This window comes from Peribacillus sp. NPDC096448 (assembly GCF_044762675.1).
Taxonomy (GTDB): domain Bacteria; phylum Bacillota; class Bacilli; order Bacillales; family DSM-1321; genus Peribacillus; species Peribacillus frigoritolerans_B.
Genome location: NZ_JBIWEU010000017.1, coordinates 1 through 18,192 on the forward strand (window position 1 = coordinate 1; position 18,192 = coordinate 18,192).

The 18,192-nt window shown below is 37.6% G+C and carries 17 protein-coding genes; 13 read left to right on the top strand and 4 right to left on the bottom strand.

Annotated elements, in window-relative coordinates; genetic code table 11:
- Window positions 1-256: 256 nt before the first annotated feature.
- Window positions 257-1,747 (bottom strand): DHA2 family efflux MFS transporter permease subunit, encoded by a 1,491-nt coding sequence (locus ACIQ0C_RS22240; RefSeq protein ID WP_403064090.1) that lies wholly within the window; start codon window positions 1,745-1,747, stop codon window positions 257-259.
- A gap of 530 nt (window positions 1,748-2,277) precedes the next feature.
- Here ACIQ0C_RS22240 and ACIQ0C_RS22245 point away from each other — a divergent pair.
- The 5 genes from ACIQ0C_RS22245 (at window position 2,278) to ACIQ0C_RS22265 (ending at window position 7,255) form a co-directional block, all read left to right on the top strand.
- Entirely contained in the window at window positions 2,278-3,096 is an 819-nt protein-coding gene (locus ACIQ0C_RS22245) for a TIM barrel protein (protein ID WP_403064093.1), read from the top strand.
- A 24-nt stretch (window positions 3,097-3,120) separates the two neighbouring features.
- The gene (locus ACIQ0C_RS22250) at window positions 3,121-4,464 is read left to right on the top strand and encodes an amino acid permease (RefSeq protein ID WP_403064096.1); all 1,344 of its coding nucleotides are present in this window, start codon (window positions 3,121-3,123) and stop codon (window positions 4,462-4,464) included.
- Window positions 4,465-4,600: 136 nt separating this feature from the next.
- Entirely contained in the window at window positions 4,601-5,614 is a 1,014-nt protein-coding gene (locus tag ACIQ0C_RS22255; protein WP_402842222.1) for an SIS domain-containing protein, read from the top strand.
- A gap of 62 nt (window positions 5,615-5,676) precedes the next feature.
- A complete protein-coding gene (frlD, locus tag ACIQ0C_RS22260) occupies window positions 5,677-6,459 on the top strand; it encodes a fructoselysine 6-kinase (protein WP_403064222.1) in 783 nt (260 codons plus the stop codon).
- Between the two features lie 67 nt (window positions 6,460-6,526).
- The gene (locus tag ACIQ0C_RS22265; protein ID WP_403064099.1) at window positions 6,527-7,255 is read left to right on the top strand and encodes a GntR family transcriptional regulator; all 729 of its coding nucleotides are present in this window, start codon (window positions 6,527-6,529) and stop codon (window positions 7,253-7,255) included.
- 56 nt (window positions 7,256-7,311) lie between these two features.
- Here ACIQ0C_RS22265 and ACIQ0C_RS22270 read toward each other — a convergent pair whose 3' ends face one another.
- Window positions 7,312-7,485, bottom strand: coding sequence for a hypothetical protein (locus ACIQ0C_RS22270; protein ID WP_403064102.1), 174 nt, complete (start codon window positions 7,483-7,485; stop codon window positions 7,312-7,314).
- 43 nt (window positions 7,486-7,528) lie between these two features.
- Window positions 7,529-8,035: a DinB family protein gene (locus ACIQ0C_RS22275; protein WP_403064105.1), complete on the bottom strand. Its 507-nt coding sequence runs from the start codon at window positions 8,033-8,035 to the stop codon at window positions 7,529-7,531.
- A gap of 313 nt (window positions 8,036-8,348) precedes the next feature.
- Between ACIQ0C_RS22275 and ACIQ0C_RS22280 the strand changes: the two genes are divergently transcribed.
- The 4 genes from ACIQ0C_RS22280 to ACIQ0C_RS22295 all read left to right on the top strand — a co-directional run bounded on the left by ACIQ0C_RS22280 (window position 8,349) and on the right by ACIQ0C_RS22295 (window position 12,107).
- Window positions 8,349-8,555 (top strand): hypothetical protein, encoded by a 207-nt coding sequence (locus tag ACIQ0C_RS22280; protein ID WP_048678486.1) that lies wholly within the window; start codon window positions 8,349-8,351, stop codon window positions 8,553-8,555.
- Between the two features lie 858 nt (window positions 8,556-9,413).
- Window positions 9,414-9,593 carry a hypothetical protein gene (locus tag ACIQ0C_RS22285; RefSeq protein ID WP_403064109.1) on the top strand — a complete coding sequence of 60 codons (180 nt, stop codon included), beginning with the start codon at window positions 9,414-9,416 and terminating at the stop codon, window positions 9,591-9,593.
- Between the two features lie 64 nt (window positions 9,594-9,657).
- Window positions 9,658-11,031, top strand: coding sequence for an aspartate aminotransferase family protein (locus ACIQ0C_RS22290; protein WP_403064112.1), 1,374 nt, complete (start codon window positions 9,658-9,660; stop codon window positions 11,029-11,031).
- Window positions 11,032-11,246: 215 nt separating this feature from the next.
- Window positions 11,247-12,107, top strand: coding sequence for a MurR/RpiR family transcriptional regulator (locus tag ACIQ0C_RS22295; RefSeq protein WP_402842237.1), 861 nt, complete (start codon window positions 11,247-11,249; stop codon window positions 12,105-12,107).
- Between the two features lie 70 nt (window positions 12,108-12,177).
- On the opposite strand, the gene ACIQ0C_RS22300 is transcribed toward ACIQ0C_RS22295, so the two are convergent.
- Entirely contained in the window at window positions 12,178-13,584 is a 1,407-nt protein-coding gene (locus ACIQ0C_RS22300; protein WP_403064115.1) for an amino acid permease, read from the bottom strand.
- Between the two features lie 228 nt (window positions 13,585-13,812).
- On the opposite strand from ACIQ0C_RS22300, the gene ACIQ0C_RS22305 reads away from it, so the two are divergent.
- From ACIQ0C_RS22305 to ACIQ0C_RS22320, 4 genes are all read left to right on the top strand, one after another.
- Complete coding sequence (locus ACIQ0C_RS22305) at window positions 13,813-14,604, top strand: nitrilase-related carbon-nitrogen hydrolase (protein WP_403064118.1); 792 nt, start codon at window positions 13,813-13,815, stop codon at window positions 14,602-14,604.
- Window positions 14,605-15,153: 549 nt separating this feature from the next.
- Window positions 15,154-15,762, top strand: a complete 609-nt coding sequence (locus ACIQ0C_RS22310) for a TetR/AcrR family transcriptional regulator (RefSeq protein WP_403064121.1) — start codon at window positions 15,154-15,156, stop codon at window positions 15,760-15,762.
- Window positions 15,763-16,007: 245 nt separating this feature from the next.
- A complete protein-coding gene (locus tag ACIQ0C_RS22315; RefSeq protein ID WP_403064124.1) occupies window positions 16,008-16,715 on the top strand; it encodes an aspartate/glutamate racemase family protein in 708 nt (235 codons plus the stop codon).
- 148 nt (window positions 16,716-16,863) lie between these two features.
- Complete coding sequence (locus tag ACIQ0C_RS22320; RefSeq protein ID WP_403064127.1) at window positions 16,864-18,183, top strand: purine-cytosine permease family protein; 1,320 nt, start codon at window positions 16,864-16,866, stop codon at window positions 18,181-18,183.
- The last annotated feature ends 9 nt before the right edge of the window (window positions 18,184-18,192 follow it).

Below are 18,192 nucleotides of genomic sequence, written 5' to 3' on the forward strand. Positions count from 1 at the left end.
AAGGGAGACCCCACAGGCGCAAGTGCGCCGAGGAGGCTCCCGGACCGCCCGCGGAAAGCGAGTGCCTGAAGTGGAAATCAACGTCAAAATTTGTAAAAGCCAAAAAAACTGTAGACAAACTCGATTATCATCGAGTTTGTCTACAGTCTGAGAGACTCTAAAAGAGTCTCTTTTGCCTTGTTTCATGGGGCAAGTCAGTTTAATGATATAAGAATTTTTTTACCTTGGAAAATAGGTTGATTTTAGCTTTGGTTATTCAAAGTGCTTTTTTTGTTAGGCGATTTGTAATGGTATCTTCTTGTGGTGAAGTTTGCCGTATATAAAAGGCCAGTATGAATGCAACTACGGTCAAACCTGTTGCGATCATGAATGCATCATCCACTCCCATTACGCTGCCTTGTTTAATGGCCATGGCCATTTGTGATGCATTATCTGGGGATATGTTCCTTTGAGATAAGATTTCCTGTACATGTTTCGTTCCCTGGTTTGACATGATGGACACAAAGAATGCCATGCCAACAGCACCTGCCACCATTCTCAATGTATTGACCATTGCTGTTCCATATTTATTTAGGCTAAGTGCCAATTCATTTAATCCGGCAGTGAAGATAGGCATCATCAGTATCGACATTCCGAACATTCTAATGGTATATACCCACACCACATAAGAATATGACGTATCTGTTTGAAGCCGCGTTAAAAGATAGGTTGTAATGATAGTGATGGCAAGTCCGCTCACTGCAAGCCATCTCGCACCAAATCGATCAAACAGCTTACCTGTGATAGGAGACATGATCCCCATTAAAATCCCGCCAGGCAATAGCATGAGACCGGATTCCATCGGAGTGAACCCACGGATATTCTGCATATAGATTGGCATGATGATCATTCCGGAGAACATACCCATAGTTGCGATGATGTTGATGATTGTCGTTAAAGTGAACATCCGATACCGGAAGATTCTAAATTCCAAAATAGGATGAGATACAGTGAATTGCCTCCAGACAAATAAAACTAAACTGATTCCTCCGACAAGGAACATCGTCAGTACTTCGGGACTGGCCCAGCCCTTGGTGCCGCCTGTAGCAAATCCATAAAGAACTCCGCCGAATCCGATAGTGGATAGAATTACACCCAGTTTATCGAGTTTAGGCCGGCTGGTTTTCCCTACTTTTTTAATGATGAAAATGGCAAAGATGAAGTCAAGCAGGGCGAATGGGAAAATGATGAAAAACAGAACCCGCCATGAATAGTTTTGGATGATCCATCCTGATAATGTCGGTCCTACAGCTGGGGCAAAATTCATCGCGATTCCAAATATGCCCATTGCGAAACCGCGTCTGTTAGGCGGAAATAAAGTGAAAATTACATTTGTAATCAACGGGAATAAAATCCCCGCACCTGCAGCTTGAACCACACGTCCGATCAATAAGACGGAGAAGCTGGGGGCAATTCCACATAAAAAAGTTCCTAATGCAAAGAGTCCCATCGAAGCAAGATATAATTGTCTTGTATTGAATCGTTCCATTAAGAAAGCGGTAATCGGGATGACAATCCCATTGACCAATAAGAAGATTGTAGTAAGCCAATTAGCTGTTGCAGCTGATATGTCAAAGTGAGTCATTAATTGAGGTAATGCGATATTGATTAAAGTCTGATTTAAGAAAGCGACTAGAGCACCAGCCAGCATCACCGCAAACATGGGGCCTGTACGAATTTTAGTGATGGCTGTTTTGTCGTGATTCATTATTATGGCACGTCCTTTCCGCTAGGATAGTACAAATTGTACTGTCTGCTATTTTTAAAAGTTATAGAAACTAATTCGTCTCACGAAGTATTAGTGTAACCAACCTATATTTTCCAATAAAATACACCATTTAAGGAGATTCATCTCAATTTACGGCTTTTTTGAGGTGTTTATTCTTTATTAACCACTCACTTGACGATATTTCAGGATACATTCTCTTGGAAATCCCCCAGGTTAACATCCATTCTACAGGTATATCATATTTCAAACAATAATCACCAATATAATACTTGCAATGAACCAGAGAAATTTTTTGCACTAGGTATAAATACTTTAACATTCTACCATTCGTATTCACTAAAAAATAGTTAATTGATAAAAAGGTGTGATGAACAATAAAAGCATGCCTTTTCCGTATTTTGTGAATTATTATTTTTTTGAATATTCAAAATAATAATTGCAATCATTGTATTGGTTAATTATAATACAAAACATAACAAATAAAAAGTCGTTTTGAGGGGGTGAAAGAATTGAATATTGCAGGGATGAATATCACTTTTAGGCATTTCCCTTTTCATTATTTTTTGGATTGCATGGACAACCTTGGGATTAAAAGCATTGAATTATGGGGTGGGGAGCCGCATTTGTATGTTTATCGCAACATACTAGGAAATATAAGGAGTTTGAGAAGGGAAATTAAATCTAGAAATATGAAAATCATCTGCTATACTCCTGAACAATGTATTTATCCTTATAACATTGCATCCTCGGATGCTCATTGGCGAAAAAAAAGCATTGAATATTTTATGGAAAATCTATACGCCGCGCTGGAGTTAGACACAAACATGATGCTTATCACTTCTGGAATAGGGGACTTTTCTGTTTCACAAGAGGAATCATGGAAGTATGCAAGTGACTCAATCTTTCAATTAACCAAAGTAGCTGAGAATGAAGGTTTGATTCTTGCTTTAGAGCCATTGACAAAATATGAATCCAATCTAGTAATTGACTCTAAGGGGCTAAAGAAAATGTTAGAGGAAATCCAATCTCCTTCGCTAAAAGGAATGATAGATACAGTTTCCATGCAACTGGCAGGTGAAACACTTGATGAGTACTTTTCCTTTCTTCCCGAATTAAGCCATTTTCACCTAATGGATGGAGATGGTCAATCAGATACGCATTTGGCACTAGATGATGGTGTTTTAAATTGGAGAGAATATTTAAAAAGCCTTCAAAGCCATCGTTACAAAGGGAGTTGTACTCTAGAGATTATGGGATCGAATTATTATCAAAATCCAAGTGATGCAATCATGAAATCTATTGAAAAAGTAAGGGAATTGGGAATTTAATCATCTAATTTGGAGGAACTCTTTATGAGTAATGGCACACTTACACGAAAACTGGGTTTTTGGTCTGCTCTGGCTATTGCTGTTGGAACTACTATAGGGTCGGGTATTTTTGTCTCATCTGGTGATGTTGCAAGGGCTGCGGGTACTCCTTCCATTTCTATTCTAGCGTGGATAATAGGCGGGGTGATTGCCATACCGCAAGTAATGGTACTGGCGGAGTTATCGACGGCATACCCCCAAAATGGAAGCGGTTACGTTTATTTGAATAAAGCTGGGTGGAGGCCCTTGGCATTTTTATATGGATGGGCCACTTTCTGGGCTTTGGATCCTCCATCCATATCGATTATGGCTTTAGCGATTGTTTCTTATTTAGCAACCTTTTTCCCATTTTTCTCAGGAGTTGCCGGGAAATTATTGGGTATTGCGATCATCCTGCTCATCACATCGATTCATTATCGAAGTGTGAAAGAAGGAGGCCTTTTCCAAGTCATCATCACGGCTATCAAAATCATTCCTTTCCTGATCGTCATTGTGCTGGGAATAATGTATATGAACCCTGGTAACTTTGCTTATACTCCAGGACCTGGTGCCCAAAAGTCAAGTTTAATAGGCGGTGTATCTGCAACCACATGGGCATATACGGGGATGGCTGCGATTTGTTTCATGGCTGGGGAGTTCAAAAATCCAGGGAAAATACTTCCCCGAGCTCTTATTAGTTCGGTATTCATCGTGTTGGCTTTATATACGCTGCTAGCCATTTGTGTCATCGGCTTGATGCCATTTGAAGAATTAATCAACTCCAATGCGGCTGTTTCCGAAGCTGTAAAATATATTCCGGGATTATCGGAAATTGCATCATCATTTGTGGCCATTACAGCGATTATTGTTATCTTGGGTTCGCTGAGCTCTTGCATAATGTTTCAGCCACGCCTTGAATATGCAATGGCAAAGGATGGACTATTCTTTCAACGCTTTGCAAAAGTCCATCCTAAATATGAAACTCCAAGTTTCTCCATCATCGTTCAGGTAACGTATGCATGTATACTTGTGTGCTTCAGTAATTTAACAATGTTACTTGGCTATTTCACACTGATTCAATTGGTTATTAACATTATGGACTTTGCGGCAGTTTATAAATGCCGTAAAAGGGACGATTATAACCCAATCTATCGTATGCCAATGTGGAGATTAACGACGGTTTTAGCTATTCTTGGAGCATCATGGCTGGCTTGGGGAACATTTACTTGGGCGCCTATCCAAGGAGTGATTGCAGCATTGATCGTCATCGCAACAGGTCTGCCGGTTTACTATTATTGGGAAAGGAAATATGGATCCAAGAAAAATAACGACAGCGATATCGTGGCTTAGCAGAATGTTAAGGGAAGTTAGGCCTTCTTTTGACAAACACACAGAAAATTAAAGAATAAAACAATTGTACAAATTATTATGTTTAGATATAATACAAGACATAACAAATAAAGAATATACAGGGAGGAAGATGTTGATGCTGAAGTTTGATGAAGAGTTATTTCTAAATCTTGTAGAAAAAGAGGGCCTTGCTTTTAGAAGCCAGATTGAAGAAATCGTAGATGGAATCACAAAAAGGGGTTTCAGCAATATTTTCCTGATCGGTGCTGGTGGCACGATAGCCATGATGTATCCATATGAATACATTTTAAAATCGAATTCTAACATTGATGTCCATGCAGAAATTGCTGCTGAGTTCATGGTGATGAATCATAAGCATTTCAGCAAAGATTCAGTCTGTATTTTTACATCTGTATCCGGGACAACTCAAGAAACAGTTGCAGCGGCTGAGTATTGTAAAGAAAAAGGGGCCACTACAATCGCTTTAGTTGCTGAGCCAAATACTCCGTTAACACAAATTGCGGATTACTGTATAACGACAGGTTCTGAAACGCACTCTTTTGATACTTTCTTTATGCTTTTGTACATGGTCGTCTTCCGTTTCATGTATAACAACAATGAATTCCCGCAATATGAACAATTCACGAAGGAGGTTTCTCTACTTCCGCGTGCAATTCTAGATGCGGTTAAATCTTTTGACAAAAAAGCGGAGGAATTTGCCATTACACATAAAGACACGGATTACCACATGATGGTCGGTTCTGGTAACCTATGGGGAAATACTTATTCATATGCCATGTGCATTTTAGAGGAAATGCAATGGATTCAAGCGAAATCCATCCACGCTGCAGAGTTTTTCCATGGTACGCTTGAACTTGTTGTTGAAGATACCAGTGTTATTTTACTAAAAGGGGAAGATGAAACAAGACCGCTGATGGACCGTGTAGAGAGATTTGTAGAAAAAATCTCTAAAAATGTAACGGTTATTGATACGAAAAGCTTTGAAATGGAAGGAATCAGCGAAGAATTCAGAAAGCACTTTTCTGTTAGCATCAACTGGTCAGTATTAAGTCGAATCAGCGTTTACCTTGAGCGTGAAAGAAATCATCCATTAACACTTAGAAGATACTATCGCCAAATGGAATATTAAGATATGTGGAGCACTACTTAGTAGTGCTCATTTCTTAAGTTTAAAGAAAGCGGGGGAAAATGATGAGAACGATTACAGTCGGAGATAACTGTATGGATGTCTATCAAAAGAGCGGGGAGGTCTATCCTGGCGGTAATCCTTTAAATGTGGCTGTCTATTTAAAAGGGTTAGGTGCTGAATCTGCTTATATTGGCTGGGTGGGATCCGATCAATACAGTGAAAAAATGGTTAAAGCGATTCAGGAAAAAGGTGTTGATATTTCTCATCTTTCGCGGAAAGAAGGAAAAACAGCTGTTACTTTTGTTGAAATGGTAGGAAATGACCGTAGGTTTGGAGAATACGACGAAGGTGTCATGAAACATTTCTGCTTAACGACGGAAGAACTCCATTACATTCAAACATATCAGCTCATACATTCAGGGATTTGGGGACATGCGGATAAGTACTATTCCTTTTTTAAAGAAAATGGAATGCTCACGTCATTTGATTTCTCAGATCAGCTAGATCACGATCTAGTGAAGACTTTACCGCAGTTTGTTGATTATCCTTTTTTCTCTTATACGAAGGATGATGCTTTTATCCGCGAATTTTTAAAGGATGTAAAAAATCAAGGATCTAAAATTGCTGTCGCCACTTTAGGTGAAAATGGTTCAATTGCCTATGACGGCATTCAATTTTATCAATGCGGTGTCGTTGAAGCGAATGTGGTGGATACTATGGGTGCGGGGGATTCCTTCATTTCTGGTTTTATTTATGGATTATTGAAAGGCCAATCCATCGGTAATTGCTTAGAATTGGGCACAGAGTCTGCTGCGAAAACAATTAGCTATTTTGGTGCGTGGTGACTGGGACTGTAAATAATGTATAATAGGTAGTAAATAATAAATTTTGACGGATAAGGATGAATCTAATATGAATTTAAATCCTTCAACCCCCCAGCCACTATATATGCAAATAAGGCAAATGTTGAAGAATGATATTCAGAACGGTAAATACAAACCAGATGAACAGATCCCAACCGAAGCGGAGCTTTGTGAAACTTATAACGTTAGCCGCATTACCATACGAAAAGCAATAGAGGAATTGGTGAAGGAAGGAACACTGACACGTATTCCGCGCAGGGGTACCTTTGTTGGATCTAATAAGTTTCATAATGAGTTGTTATCCATAAGTGGATTCTCAGAGTTTAGTCATCAGCTTGGGAAGATACCGAATTCCCGGATTTTAAGGAGTGAGGTCATAGCCGCACCAAAAGATGTTGCAGGTCATCTCCTCATTGAAGAAGGAAGCCCCGTTCTCGAACTTGAGCGACTCATGTATGTAGATGAGCGTCCGCTTTTCTACGATACCGCTCATTATTCGTTACTTCGTTTTCCGGATTTAGAAAAGAAGATTGCAAGGGATGAATCAACTTATAAGATTCTTTTGGAAGATTACCATACCGAAATAGTCAGTAACGATAAAATTATAGACGTGATTGGTGCTACAAAAATCTATGCTAAATATTTAGAATGCGATATTGGCGCAAATTTATTTAGAATAGTGAAGATTGCTTTCGATGCAAACGACCAACCTGTGCATCTCTCAACTTTCATGTGTGAAACGAACAAGGTCAATCTGACTGTTCATCGGGCAAAATAGGTCATGCCAATAATTTGGCATGACCTATTTAAACATCTAGTTTTGATTTTGGTGGATTACTCCTTCAACTTTTCCTCATCCCAACTTTCTTCTTTGATCATCGCACTTAAAATATCCTTACAATTAAAACATAAGATATTCTTGTTATCTAAAAGAATACCGTTCAGAAAACCAGCCGTACAATACACATCATGTGCACAGCGAACACAAGAGCCAACTAGTTCATCCATTGATACATCCCCCTATTCAGGAAATGGTATATAGCTTGGTGTTTTATTTTGTATATAGGTAAAGGCCAAAATCTTGCATAACGGAAGTGTGCCCCATTTGCCGTAACATGGTAGCTATATTGCCACGATGATATGATCCGTGAGTGACAACGTGTAATACCGATTCGGAAATGGTAGTTTCAAGCAATCCGGCATATGGGTTATCCACAACAATTACCTTTTCCAAATCCTCTGTACTCAGAAGTGCTTTGTTTCTTTCGTACAAGTCCATAAATATTTTTTTCATTTCCTCAATACTTTTCTTTTCCACATCTTCTTTTAATTGATTAGAAGATGCCATTGCTTCCTTCATACTTTTACCTGAGATAATATCAAACCACGCGTAATCTGTGAGATAAATGTGAGACAACACTTTTGATACCGACGAAAAACCACTCTGAATTTCCTTATGGTAAATGTGTTCTGGAAGTTCATATAACCGATCGATAATGACTCCATTTGCCCACGCGTGATAGTTATACATTTCTAATAATGGCTCGGGGTGATTCATTAAAAAAACCTCCATATACACTAGTTTTTTCGTATTGAACAATTATGCAGTAAGAACAAAAGTATTCAGGTGAATTCAATACAGTATATTCATTAATATGTTGTTCTCTAATTTATATAACAATTCCTCCTAATGATTCTACCGGTATATGTGCCCCTCAAATGTAATATATATAAATAAGGGGTTTTGAGATAATACGAACAGCGAACAATCTGATTATAAAATGAATAGATAGTGGAGCATCACATATAGGCATTTTTTCTTGCAGGAAAATAGCTCCCTATATCGAACTGATAGTAAAGGAGATGGTAATATGAATCTGAGGATCAAATATAGGCTTTATATCCATGTAGACGGAAAACTTATTCCAGAACAGTATGACCGATACGAGATACTAAACGTCAGAGAAGGTATAGATCCAAATGATACTAAGGATTACCAAGAGCTTACTAAAAAATTGAGTAAGTCGATTAATCGTCCCTTAAATGAATTTGAAATAAAAAACTATGAAACAATGTAAGTGCACCCCTTCTGGAGGGAAACGAATATTTCGTTTTCAATTTTTTCTCATTCATTAGAACGAAATTCTTAAAGTTTAAAAGTGTAAAAAATAACAGAAACGCGTTTATATACTGTAGCGTGCTATATGAGCCTCCTCCTTATATTAATAAATGTAAAAATATAAGGAGAGAGGAGATTTATGATCATGCGCATAATCAGTAGTCTTTTTAGTAGGCTGGATTATAGAAAATGGGTATAAATAATCATGGGAGATCTTTGTCTACCAAACGCCTTTTAAATGTTTTTCGAATCAAATGTTTAGCAATATTGTTTAGCACCGTTTAAGCTAAAACCTCCAAGGTGATCAGTCCAATTTTTCTAACCTTTACTAGTAGCTTTCTGCGAACGGTCGGAAGTGTCTTGGGTGGGTATATTTTGAAAAAGACCACGATAGAATATGTAATCAATACAACATCTCCAATTAGCTGCGGTGCTATAGGAATTTCAGCCCTTATCTTGGGTAGTTGCCAAGGAAGATGCAATTATGATTGAAGTGCTGGGTGAATAAAACGCGAATTAAGCGCTCCATTTTTGGGAGCGCTTAATTCGCGTTTTTTCATTAAAGTCATCATCTTGAACAATAATTTAGTCAAAATTATTGATTGATCTGGAATTTTTGGTTTTTTAAATAGTCGTTGAATCTACTTCACCCTGATGTATCATATTTCTTTGAAATGTTGCAATAAAAATGCCTTTATTATCCTTGACTTTGAAATATTTATTTCATATTATTATTTATAATGAAATGAATATTTAAATCCAATCTTTGTATAACTTTTTAATTGGATTTAAAAACACATATAAACGTGGGGTGATTATGGGGTTGCTTTTTGAGGGGTTAGCTGCTAATGATCATATAAACATTGCAGTTCTGGATGAATTAGCGAAAGCAGAAGTCGTGGTTGTTATGAAGGAAATGGAATTAAAGTTACTAGAAAGTATGTTTTTGGCCGAGGCATTTTCATTTGTATACCTTATCTGGCCCTCATCTTCTTAAAGTATGGTTGTTTAATCAATATTATTTAAATGAAAATAATAATTTTTTAAAGGGGAAATCAATTATGATCCTGCAAAACAACTCTTTATTATCAGAAAAAACAAATAAATCGGCTGAACTATTTGAAAAAGCCTGTGAAGTGATTCCAGGCGGTGTTACAGCACATATTAAATACTTCCCGCCACATCCACTAATGATGGAAAAAGGAAAAGGCAGTAAGTTATATGATGTAGATGGTAATGAATATATCGATTATTTATTATGTTATGGAGCCCTTATTTTAGGTCATGGTCATCAACAGGTATTAGATGCTGTGACAAAACAAATGATGGAGTCTGGAACTACCATATTCGGTACGCCCCACAAGATGGAAACAACAATGGCGGAAAAATTGGTAGAGTTATATCCTGGTATTGAAATGGTTCGTTATACGAATTCGGGCTTAGAAGCTACGCTTCTTGCGATTCGTACCGCGGTGGCTTATACCGGAAAACCGAAATTGGCGAAGTTTGAAGGACATTATCATGGAGGATATGATCAAGTATTGGTGAGTGTTAACCCTGATATGGATCAAGCAGGAAACGCAACAGCTCCAAAAGCGGTAGGAGAATCAAGAGGAATGCCAGATTACTATATTGAAAATACCATCATTCTTCCATTCAATGATTTAGAATCCACCGAAAAGATTTTACGTGCCCATGCTCATGAATTAGCAGGTGTTATTTTAGAGCCGATTCAAGGAGGGTTCATTCCTGCTGAACAAGAATTTATGGAAGGACTTCGAAGAATAACAGAAGAACTTAATATAGTGCTTATTTTCGATGAAGTAAAAACAGGATTCAGGATATCAATTGGGGGAGCTCAAAAAGTATATGGCATTAAACCGGATATTACTACCTTAGGAAAAGTACTGGGCGGCGGATTCCCAGTAGGGGCAATCGGCGGTAAAAAAGAAATAATGATGATTACCTCAGTTAGAGGCGGAAGGGATATTTTAACAGCTGGGGAAGATAATGTAAATAAACAAAATCCTTTATATCACAGTGGAACATACAATGGTCATCCAACCATATTGGCTGCCGGTTTAGCAACTATTGACTTATTAGAACAAGAAGGAACAATGGAAGATTTATTTGCTAAGACGCAATCATTACGTAAGGAACTTGAGAATGTGTATGAAAAACATGGCTTAAACATGCAAACGGTCGGTATGGGAAGTATCTTTAACATTATCTTAGCCGAAGGTCCGATTAAAAATTATCGTGATATGAGCAGGGCAAATACGAAATCAAGGAAAGAAATTGACTATGAGTTATTAAAATTAGGTATTTATACAAAGCCGCTTAATCGTTATTCGATGTCTGTTGTACACACGGATGAAGATATACGTCGAACTGTGGAAGCACATGACGAAGCTATTGGGCGGATCCTGAAATAATTCAGTTTAGCTAAGTCCTAGATGAAAAGTGAATTATACAAGGCCTGATCAAAGCAATTTTAATTGATCTGGTCTTTTTTTATCCCACGATAATACTTGCAATTAACTTGACAACAAAGGATGAAAAAACCTATTGTTAAAATATAAAACATACAGAAAAGGGTTACACGATACTCCCGCAATACATAAATATAAATAAAGGGGCGCTCTTTTTAATGTCAAACGTCTATCAAAACATCGCTGGACAAATAGGGGAAATGAGTAAGTCCCACGTGAAAATAGCTACATATATATTAGAGAATCAAACGACCGTTCCTTTTTTTACAGTTGGAAAATTAGCAAAAATGGCTGGGGTCAGTGATGCCACTGTTGTTCGGTTTGCAACCTCGCTTGGCTATTCGGGCTATCCAGAGATGCAGCAGTATATGCAAAATTCTGTTAAGCAGCAGCTAACAACGACAGAGCGATTAAAGATGTCCCAAAAAGTATACAATAAAGAGTCTTCAGGGGTATACGAAGTTTTCCAAGATGATATCGCAAACATAAAATCCACTATGGAGAAATTGGATGAAGATGCTTTCCATCAAGCGGTGAAATGCTTATTACAGGCGAAAAGGGTATATGTAATCGCAAACCGAAGTGCCACTTCACTGGGTGTGTTTTTGGAGTATTATCTTCAAATCGTTCTCAATAATGTGGAACTCCTGCAGTCATTAGAGAATTCATCGGAAAAGTTATATAATTTAAGTGAAAAAGATGTAGTGATTGGTGTCAGTTTTGATCGATATACGAAAAGTACCATTCAAATGTTTTCTTTTGCAAAGGAAAAAAATGCGACAACAATTGCCATTACTGATAATTTACTATCACCGCTAATTCCTCATGCGGACATTCCGTTGACAGCATCCAGTCAGATGCCGAGCTTTATTGACTCTTTTGTTGCACCATTAAGCTTGATCAATGCTTTAATAATGTTTGTCGGAAAAGAAAAGCAGGAAGATATCCACGATCGATTGGAAGTTTTAGAAGACATCTGGAGTCATTTTGATGTTTTTCAAAGAAAGAAAATGCAATAGAAAGAAGCCTTGCTTTTCCAATGTGGAAGAGTAAGGCTTTTTATTGATCCCAATAATACTCTGCCTTAACTTATTTCAAAGGAGGCAAATTACTGGATAGTTTACTTTTCTCCTCTGCGCTGCTGATATTCTTTTTTCCAAAAAAATGAGTCAACACAATGATAACCACAGTTAGTAATAGTGTTGAATAAAGCTGGCTTCTTGTAGAATCGATAAATGCCATTGAAATCAATATGATGGAAATCCCCAGGATTGTAGCATATGTCAAATATGGGAACAACCACATCTTCACTTTTAGAGCATCAGGATTTTCTCTTTCTAATTTTTTTCTCATCCTTAACTGAGAAATGGATATAACCAAATATACTAGTAAAATAATCGCTCCTGATGAATTAACTAGAAACAGAAAAACTAATTCAGGGGAAACATAACTCATCACTACAGCAATATAAGAAAATAGGGTAGCTGCAAAAACAGCTCTGGCAGGAACGCCTTTATTATTCAACTTGCTAAAATATTTAGGGGCATTCCCCTTTTTTGCTAAAGAAAAGAGCATTCGGGATGTAGTATATAATCCAGCGTTTAGACATGATAAAACAGCTGTTAATACGATGAAATTCATGAGGTGTGCTGCAAAAGGGATACCTAGGTTTTCTAAAACCGCAACAAATGGACTCTGTAATACATTAGCGGAATTCCAAGGAAGCAATATCACGACTACGGCTATTGAGCCTACATAAAAGATCAGGACACGCCATATTGTACTATTGATAGCTTTAGAGACGGACTTAACAGGATCCTTTGATTCTGCTGCTGCAATAGTGGCTACTTCTGTACCGGCAAAAGAGAAAAATACAGTGATGACTCCGACAAAAACGGAACTTATTCCATTAGGGAAAAATCCCCCATTTTGCACAAGGTTTGATACGCCAACCACCGATGATTCCCCTGAAAATCCGAATATATAAGATACTCCCAATATTAAAAAGGCGATAATGCTCGCTACTTTAATCATGGCAAACCAATATTCGAATTCTCCAAATGACTTCACTGAATAAATATTTGTCAAAGTCAGTGCGATTGTCAAGGCCAAAGCAAGAAACCATAAAGGAATGCCTGGATACCACATATTGATGATAGCTGCTCCTGCAATGGCTTCAATGGCAATGACGACAACCCATTGAAACCAATAAAGCCATCCAACTGTTGTACCAGCCCAAGGGCCAATTGCGTCCCGGGCATATTCTGAAAAGGAACCGCTTGATGGATTGGAAGTGGCCATTTCACCAAGGCTCTTCATGATCAAGAAAACTAAAACACCGGCAATTACATAAGAAACCAAGATGCCAGGCCCGACCTTATGTATTGCAGCACCACTACCTACAAAAAGACCTGCTCCAATGACTCCTCCGATAGCTATCATTGACATGTGACGAGAACTGAGTGATTGTTCTAATTCATTCTGTTGTTTTTTCATGTAAGACCTCCCTGAAAAAATGTTGTGTAAAAGTTTACAAATACCCAAACCGAAACTGGATTGATTATAGTTTACACAATTTTTAGATTTTTTGAAATAAAAGATTCAAAATAATATGTAAAAAGAAATAATATTTGCGTAATTTAAAGAAATAAAATATTATGATATTAAATACAGGTTTCTAAAAAATCTGATAATTTTTCATTTGTAGAAAAGGATGTGCTTTTGATGGTTAAGGTTGCTGCAGTCCAATTACAATCTATCCCTGGAGAAAGGGATAAAAATATTGAAAATTGTATAGAAATGGTTGAAGAGGCGGCTAAACAAGGAGCTGAATTAATCGTATTACCTGAACTTTGGGTGAGTGGTTACTATTTATCGAAGGAGCAATTCCAATCGTTGCAAGAGGTTCCGACTGGAGAGACCGTTTCATTATTTCAAAAGCTCGCAATAGAGTTAAAAGTAATGCTCATCGTACCATTTGTTGAGGGAGAAAATGGAGACCTTTTCATATCCTTAGTTGTAATCGAGTCAACAGGGGAAGTCATTGCCACTTACCGAAAATCATTTTTATGGGGAAGAGAGAAGGAAATATTCACTCCTGGTGAGAAAGTCTATCATGCAATTGAAACATCAAAAGGAAAAATAGGCGTTCTTATTTGTGCTGATATTGAATTTCCTGAACCAAGCCGAATTCTAGCTCTCCAAGGTGCAGAACTTATAATCGTTCCTTCAGTATGGAGTTACGGAGCAGAAACAAGATGGGATATTCAACTTCCTGCGCGCGCACTCGATAATACGGTTTATATTCTTGGCGTAAACACGGTAAATGAGGGAAGCTGCGGAAAGAGTAAACTTATTGCTCCGAATGGTGAGGTCCTTTGTCAAGCATCAAGATCGGAACAGAGTATTCTAATTCATGATGTAGATTTTTCAATTATATCCGAGGTACGAAAAGAGGTTCCATATCTTGATGATTTAGACAAGAAATTGTGGCCAAATGCTTCGTTATTTGAATGAGAAAAATAGTTTTTCCCAAAATTCATTAAACATTATGTGGGTGTATAACTATAATTTTATAAAAGTTTATTAAAATCCATTTTTCATTATTAAATGATAAATGGATTTTTTGTTTTTTTGAAATATAAACAAAATGATTTTTGAACCATGAATCGGCTATCTAGATCCAACAAAAAGTACATACTAGTACCGATGTTGCCAAACGATTGGTTTCTTTTGACCAGTGCCGAATCTCTTGAGGCATAATAAAAAATTATTCGAAAATTAAGGTTCCTAAGAGATCCGCTTTTGGTCAAGAGGTTAAGGAGGAAGCTGGATACCATTGTGGACTGCCATTCTGGATAACTAGTCCATTAATAGAAAAAGAAAAACGAGTGTTGGCCTTCACTAAGTTCTGTACTTAAAGGCCTTCTAAAGGTTAATGTTTTGTTTTCTTTATAACTACCGTAATCACAATATTAGTTATTCAAAGGAAAAAAATCAGAAAATTATTGTTTTTCTGAAATGTACGTTTTATAATTTACCTAATAAACGTTAGGTGGGGATGAATTGAAAAGGCAAGAATTAATAGATGCAGCTCTTTTGCATTATTCACTACATGGATATCAAGGAGCTACCATGAAGAAGATTGCGGATGAAGTGGGAATAAAACCAGCATCCATTTATTTTTTTTATAAAAACAAAGAGGAATTATTTATCGCTGCATTTCAACATTTACTTGATAACCATTTAGCTGAAATGAAACGAATTTTAGCGGCAACAAGTTCACGATCTGTTGATCGGATTTTTAGTGAAATGCTTCACGGGATCGTTAAGTATCACAAAGATGATGAGCAAGGGACTATGGCGTATATATCATTGGTTACGTCACCCATTCCGGAAATTAAATTATATTTACAAAAGTATTTGTTGCATTTTAATGAATGGTTGGTTAGTTCACTTGAGGATTTATTGAGGCAGAGTTATCCGAGCCTTTCTACCGAAGAAGTTGACCAAATCATAAAGCAATTTGTTCTACTCGGGAATGGATTATTCTGGGGTATAAACTTGTATGAGGGACAAGATTTAATGGAACAAGTTCAGATTGCAGATCGATTCATCAGCTCCATGTTTAGAGATATAGAGAGAAAATTTGGGCCTCCGTCCAAAAGTGAATAACCAAAAGGAAGTTAATGTCTAAGGGGAACATATGAAAGCCTTTAAAGCATTATTTTCAAATATGGAAAAGTAAGAAGATACTCACAGTTTGAAATAATGAGAATGGGAAGTCAAATAACGAAAGAAATGGAATGGTTACCTAAAAGGGGGTGATAGAAATAATAAAACCATGACAAAGAAATAAAATTGGTTTAGCAGGTCTAATAAAAATAAAGGAGTGTATTCCAATTAAAATTAAAGTAATCATGTCGGTTATATCGGATATTTTTAATGAAGAAATTAGAAGAGAGATTAAATCTTATGTTTCCGAAAACACTGAAGTAGGAGTTTGCAATCTTGATTATGGACCTGAATCAATTGAAAGCGAATATGATGAAGCACTATGTATACCGAATTTCCTGGAAAAAGCAAAGCAGGCTGAAGAAGAGGGGTATCAGGGTGTAATTAGTGATTGTTTTGGAGATCCAGGTGTGAAGCCTGCAAGAGAAATATTGGATATCCCAGTTGTTGGACCGTGTGAGTCTTCCATGCTTGTTGCGAGCTCATTAGCAAAATCCTTTTCTATTGTGACGGTGCTGCCCAATGTTGTGCCTATGATTGAAAACATAAGCAAAACTCTAGGTGTAGATGGGAATGTCGCCTCAATTAGGTATGTAAATATTCCTGTTCTAGAAGTTCAAGACAAGGAAAAGTTAAAGAGTGCATTGTTTGAAGAAATGATAAAGGCGATTGAACATGACAATGCCCATGCTTTAGTGTTAGGTTGTACAGGCTTTATGGGTGTTGCAGCGGAGCTTCAGGAACGATTGTTGCAAAAGGGTTATGATGTTCCGGTTATCGATCCCGCATTTGCAGCTACAAAGATGCTTGAAATTTTAATTGCTATGGGGGTTAAACAAAGCCGCTTGACCTACATGACGCCCCCTTCCAAACAGAGAGTAAAAAGGTCATAAACTTTTTCAAGAAAAAGAAAACACCGACTCTTGTAAGGACAATTAACGGAATATTCAGGATATTAAACATTCAAGATAGCTTTAAAAAGGCAGGGAAATCTCCAAGTTGATCGATAAAGTTAAGGAGAAATTCATAGGGGGTGAATTTATGGAAGATAATACAAAGTTGGGCGACGATTACTCTCTATCTAGAGTTCCGCAAAATGCGAGATTGCCAATGTGGGATATCATGATTGTCAGGGTGGGTGCCCTAGCGACACTTTCTCAATTTATGCTTGGTGCAGCATTAGGATACGGAATGACTTTTTGGCAGGCGTTTTGGGCCATGATGTTTGGAAGTGTCATTTTACAAGTTATAAGTTTCCTAATCGGTTATGCCGGTGCACGTGAAGGCCTTTCAACCAGTCTTTTGTCGCGTTGGACAGGATTCGGCAGGTATGGTTCGAGTATCATTGGCGCGGTCATTGCTTTTTGTACAATAGGCTGGTTTGGAGTGCAGAACACTGTTTTTGCTAATGGTTTGGTGGAAGCTGCCGACGGTAAATTGACCCTCCCAATTGCAGCTGCCATTACGGGATTAAGCGTAACTGTACTGGTTATATTTGGTTTTAAACTATTGAGCATGACAGCCAAAATTACCGTTCCTGCCTTTCTATTAGTGGTAGGGATTGGCATTTATCAAGTTCTCAATGATCATTCCATTTTAAGTTTAATGGGAACGCCTCCTCCAGGAGAAAGTCTTTCTCTGGGCGTTGGTGCAACAATGGTTGCTGGAGGATTCATTATTGGTGCCGTAATCACACCTGACTTCAGTCGGTTTGCCAGAAACGGCAAGGATGTTTTTTGGATGACTACCATTGGTACATTAGTGGGTGAACTTGGTGTAGGGATGATCGCTGTGTTAATGGCCCATGCAGCAAAAACGAGCGATGTTGTCAGCATCATGCTGCAAACGTCTGGCTGGCTTGGCGCTGCAGTTGTCGTTTTTTCCACAGTGAAAATTAATAACGTAAATTTATATTCCTCTTCTCTTGGCTTTACTCATATTTTCGATTCTGTTTTTAAGGTCAAGATGAATCGAGGACTCGTTACACTTGTAATTGGTGTTATCGGAACTTTGCTTTCCATAATGGGCATTCTCGATAGATTTGTAGACTTCCTTGTTTTACTTGGAATCATGATACCTCCAATAGCCGGAATTATGGTGGTTGATTATTTCGTGCTGAAAACGTATCGAAAAGCTCTTGATGAAAGCAGAGAGAAAGGAACATTGCCATCTGAGCCCGAAAAATTGAATCCAGTTACATTAGTTGCCTGGGCAGCAGGATTTGCAAGCGGCTATTTTATTACAGTTGGCATACCATCTATCAATTCCCTTTTAATAAGCGGAATTATCTATTACGCAGGTGTGTTATTAATTAAATCTATCAAAGGGAAAAGAGAGAATAGGGATCATATCGCATCATAATTTTTGAAA

Bases quoted from the DNA above. Each gene is read 5' to 3' on its own strand.
- ACIQ0C_RS22300 (WP_403064115.1), bottom strand. From the start codon at position 13,584: ATGAAAAAACAACAGAATGAATTAGAACAATCACTCAGTTCTCGTCAC.
- ACIQ0C_RS22315 (WP_403064124.1), top strand. From the start codon at position 16,008: ATGTCGGTTATATCGGATATTTTTAATGAAGAAATTAGAAGAGAGATT.
- ACIQ0C_RS22250 (WP_403064096.1), top strand. From the start codon at position 3,121: ATGAGTAATGGCACACTTACACGAAAACTGGGTTTTTGGTCTGCTCTG.
- ACIQ0C_RS22295 (WP_402842237.1), top strand. From the start codon at position 11,247: ATGTCAAACGTCTATCAAAACATCGCTGGACAAATAGGGGAAATGAGT.
- ACIQ0C_RS22290 (WP_403064112.1), top strand. From the start codon at position 9,658: ATGATCCTGCAAAACAACTCTTTATTATCAGAAAAAACAAATAAATCG.
- ACIQ0C_RS22305 (WP_403064118.1), top strand. From the start codon at position 13,813: ATGGTTAAGGTTGCTGCAGTCCAATTACAATCTATCCCTGGAGAAAGG.
- ACIQ0C_RS22285 (WP_403064109.1), top strand. From the start codon at position 9,414: ATGGGGTTGCTTTTTGAGGGGTTAGCTGCTAATGATCATATAAACATT.
- ACIQ0C_RS22280 (WP_048678486.1), top strand. From the start codon at position 8,349: ATGAATCTGAGGATCAAATATAGGCTTTATATCCATGTAGACGGAAAA.
- ACIQ0C_RS22265 (WP_403064099.1), top strand. From the start codon at position 6,527: ATGAATTTAAATCCTTCAACCCCCCAGCCACTATATATGCAAATAAGG.
- ACIQ0C_RS22240 (WP_403064090.1), bottom strand. From the start codon at position 1,747: ATGAATCACGACAAAACAGCCATCACTAAAATTCGTACAGGCCCCATG.
- ACIQ0C_RS22320 (WP_403064127.1), top strand. From the start codon at position 16,864: ATGGAAGATAATACAAAGTTGGGCGACGATTACTCTCTATCTAGAGTT.
- ACIQ0C_RS22270 (WP_403064102.1), bottom strand. From the start codon at position 7,485: ATGGATGAACTAGTTGGCTCTTGTGTTCGCTGTGCACATGATGTGTAT.
- ACIQ0C_RS22275 (WP_403064105.1), bottom strand. From the start codon at position 8,035: ATGAATCACCCCGAGCCATTATTAGAAATGTATAACTATCACGCGTGG.
- ACIQ0C_RS22255 (WP_402842222.1), top strand. From the start codon at position 4,601: ATGCTGAAGTTTGATGAAGAGTTATTTCTAAATCTTGTAGAAAAAGAG.
- frlD (WP_403064222.1), top strand. From the start codon at position 5,677: ATGAGAACGATTACAGTCGGAGATAACTGTATGGATGTCTATCAAAAG.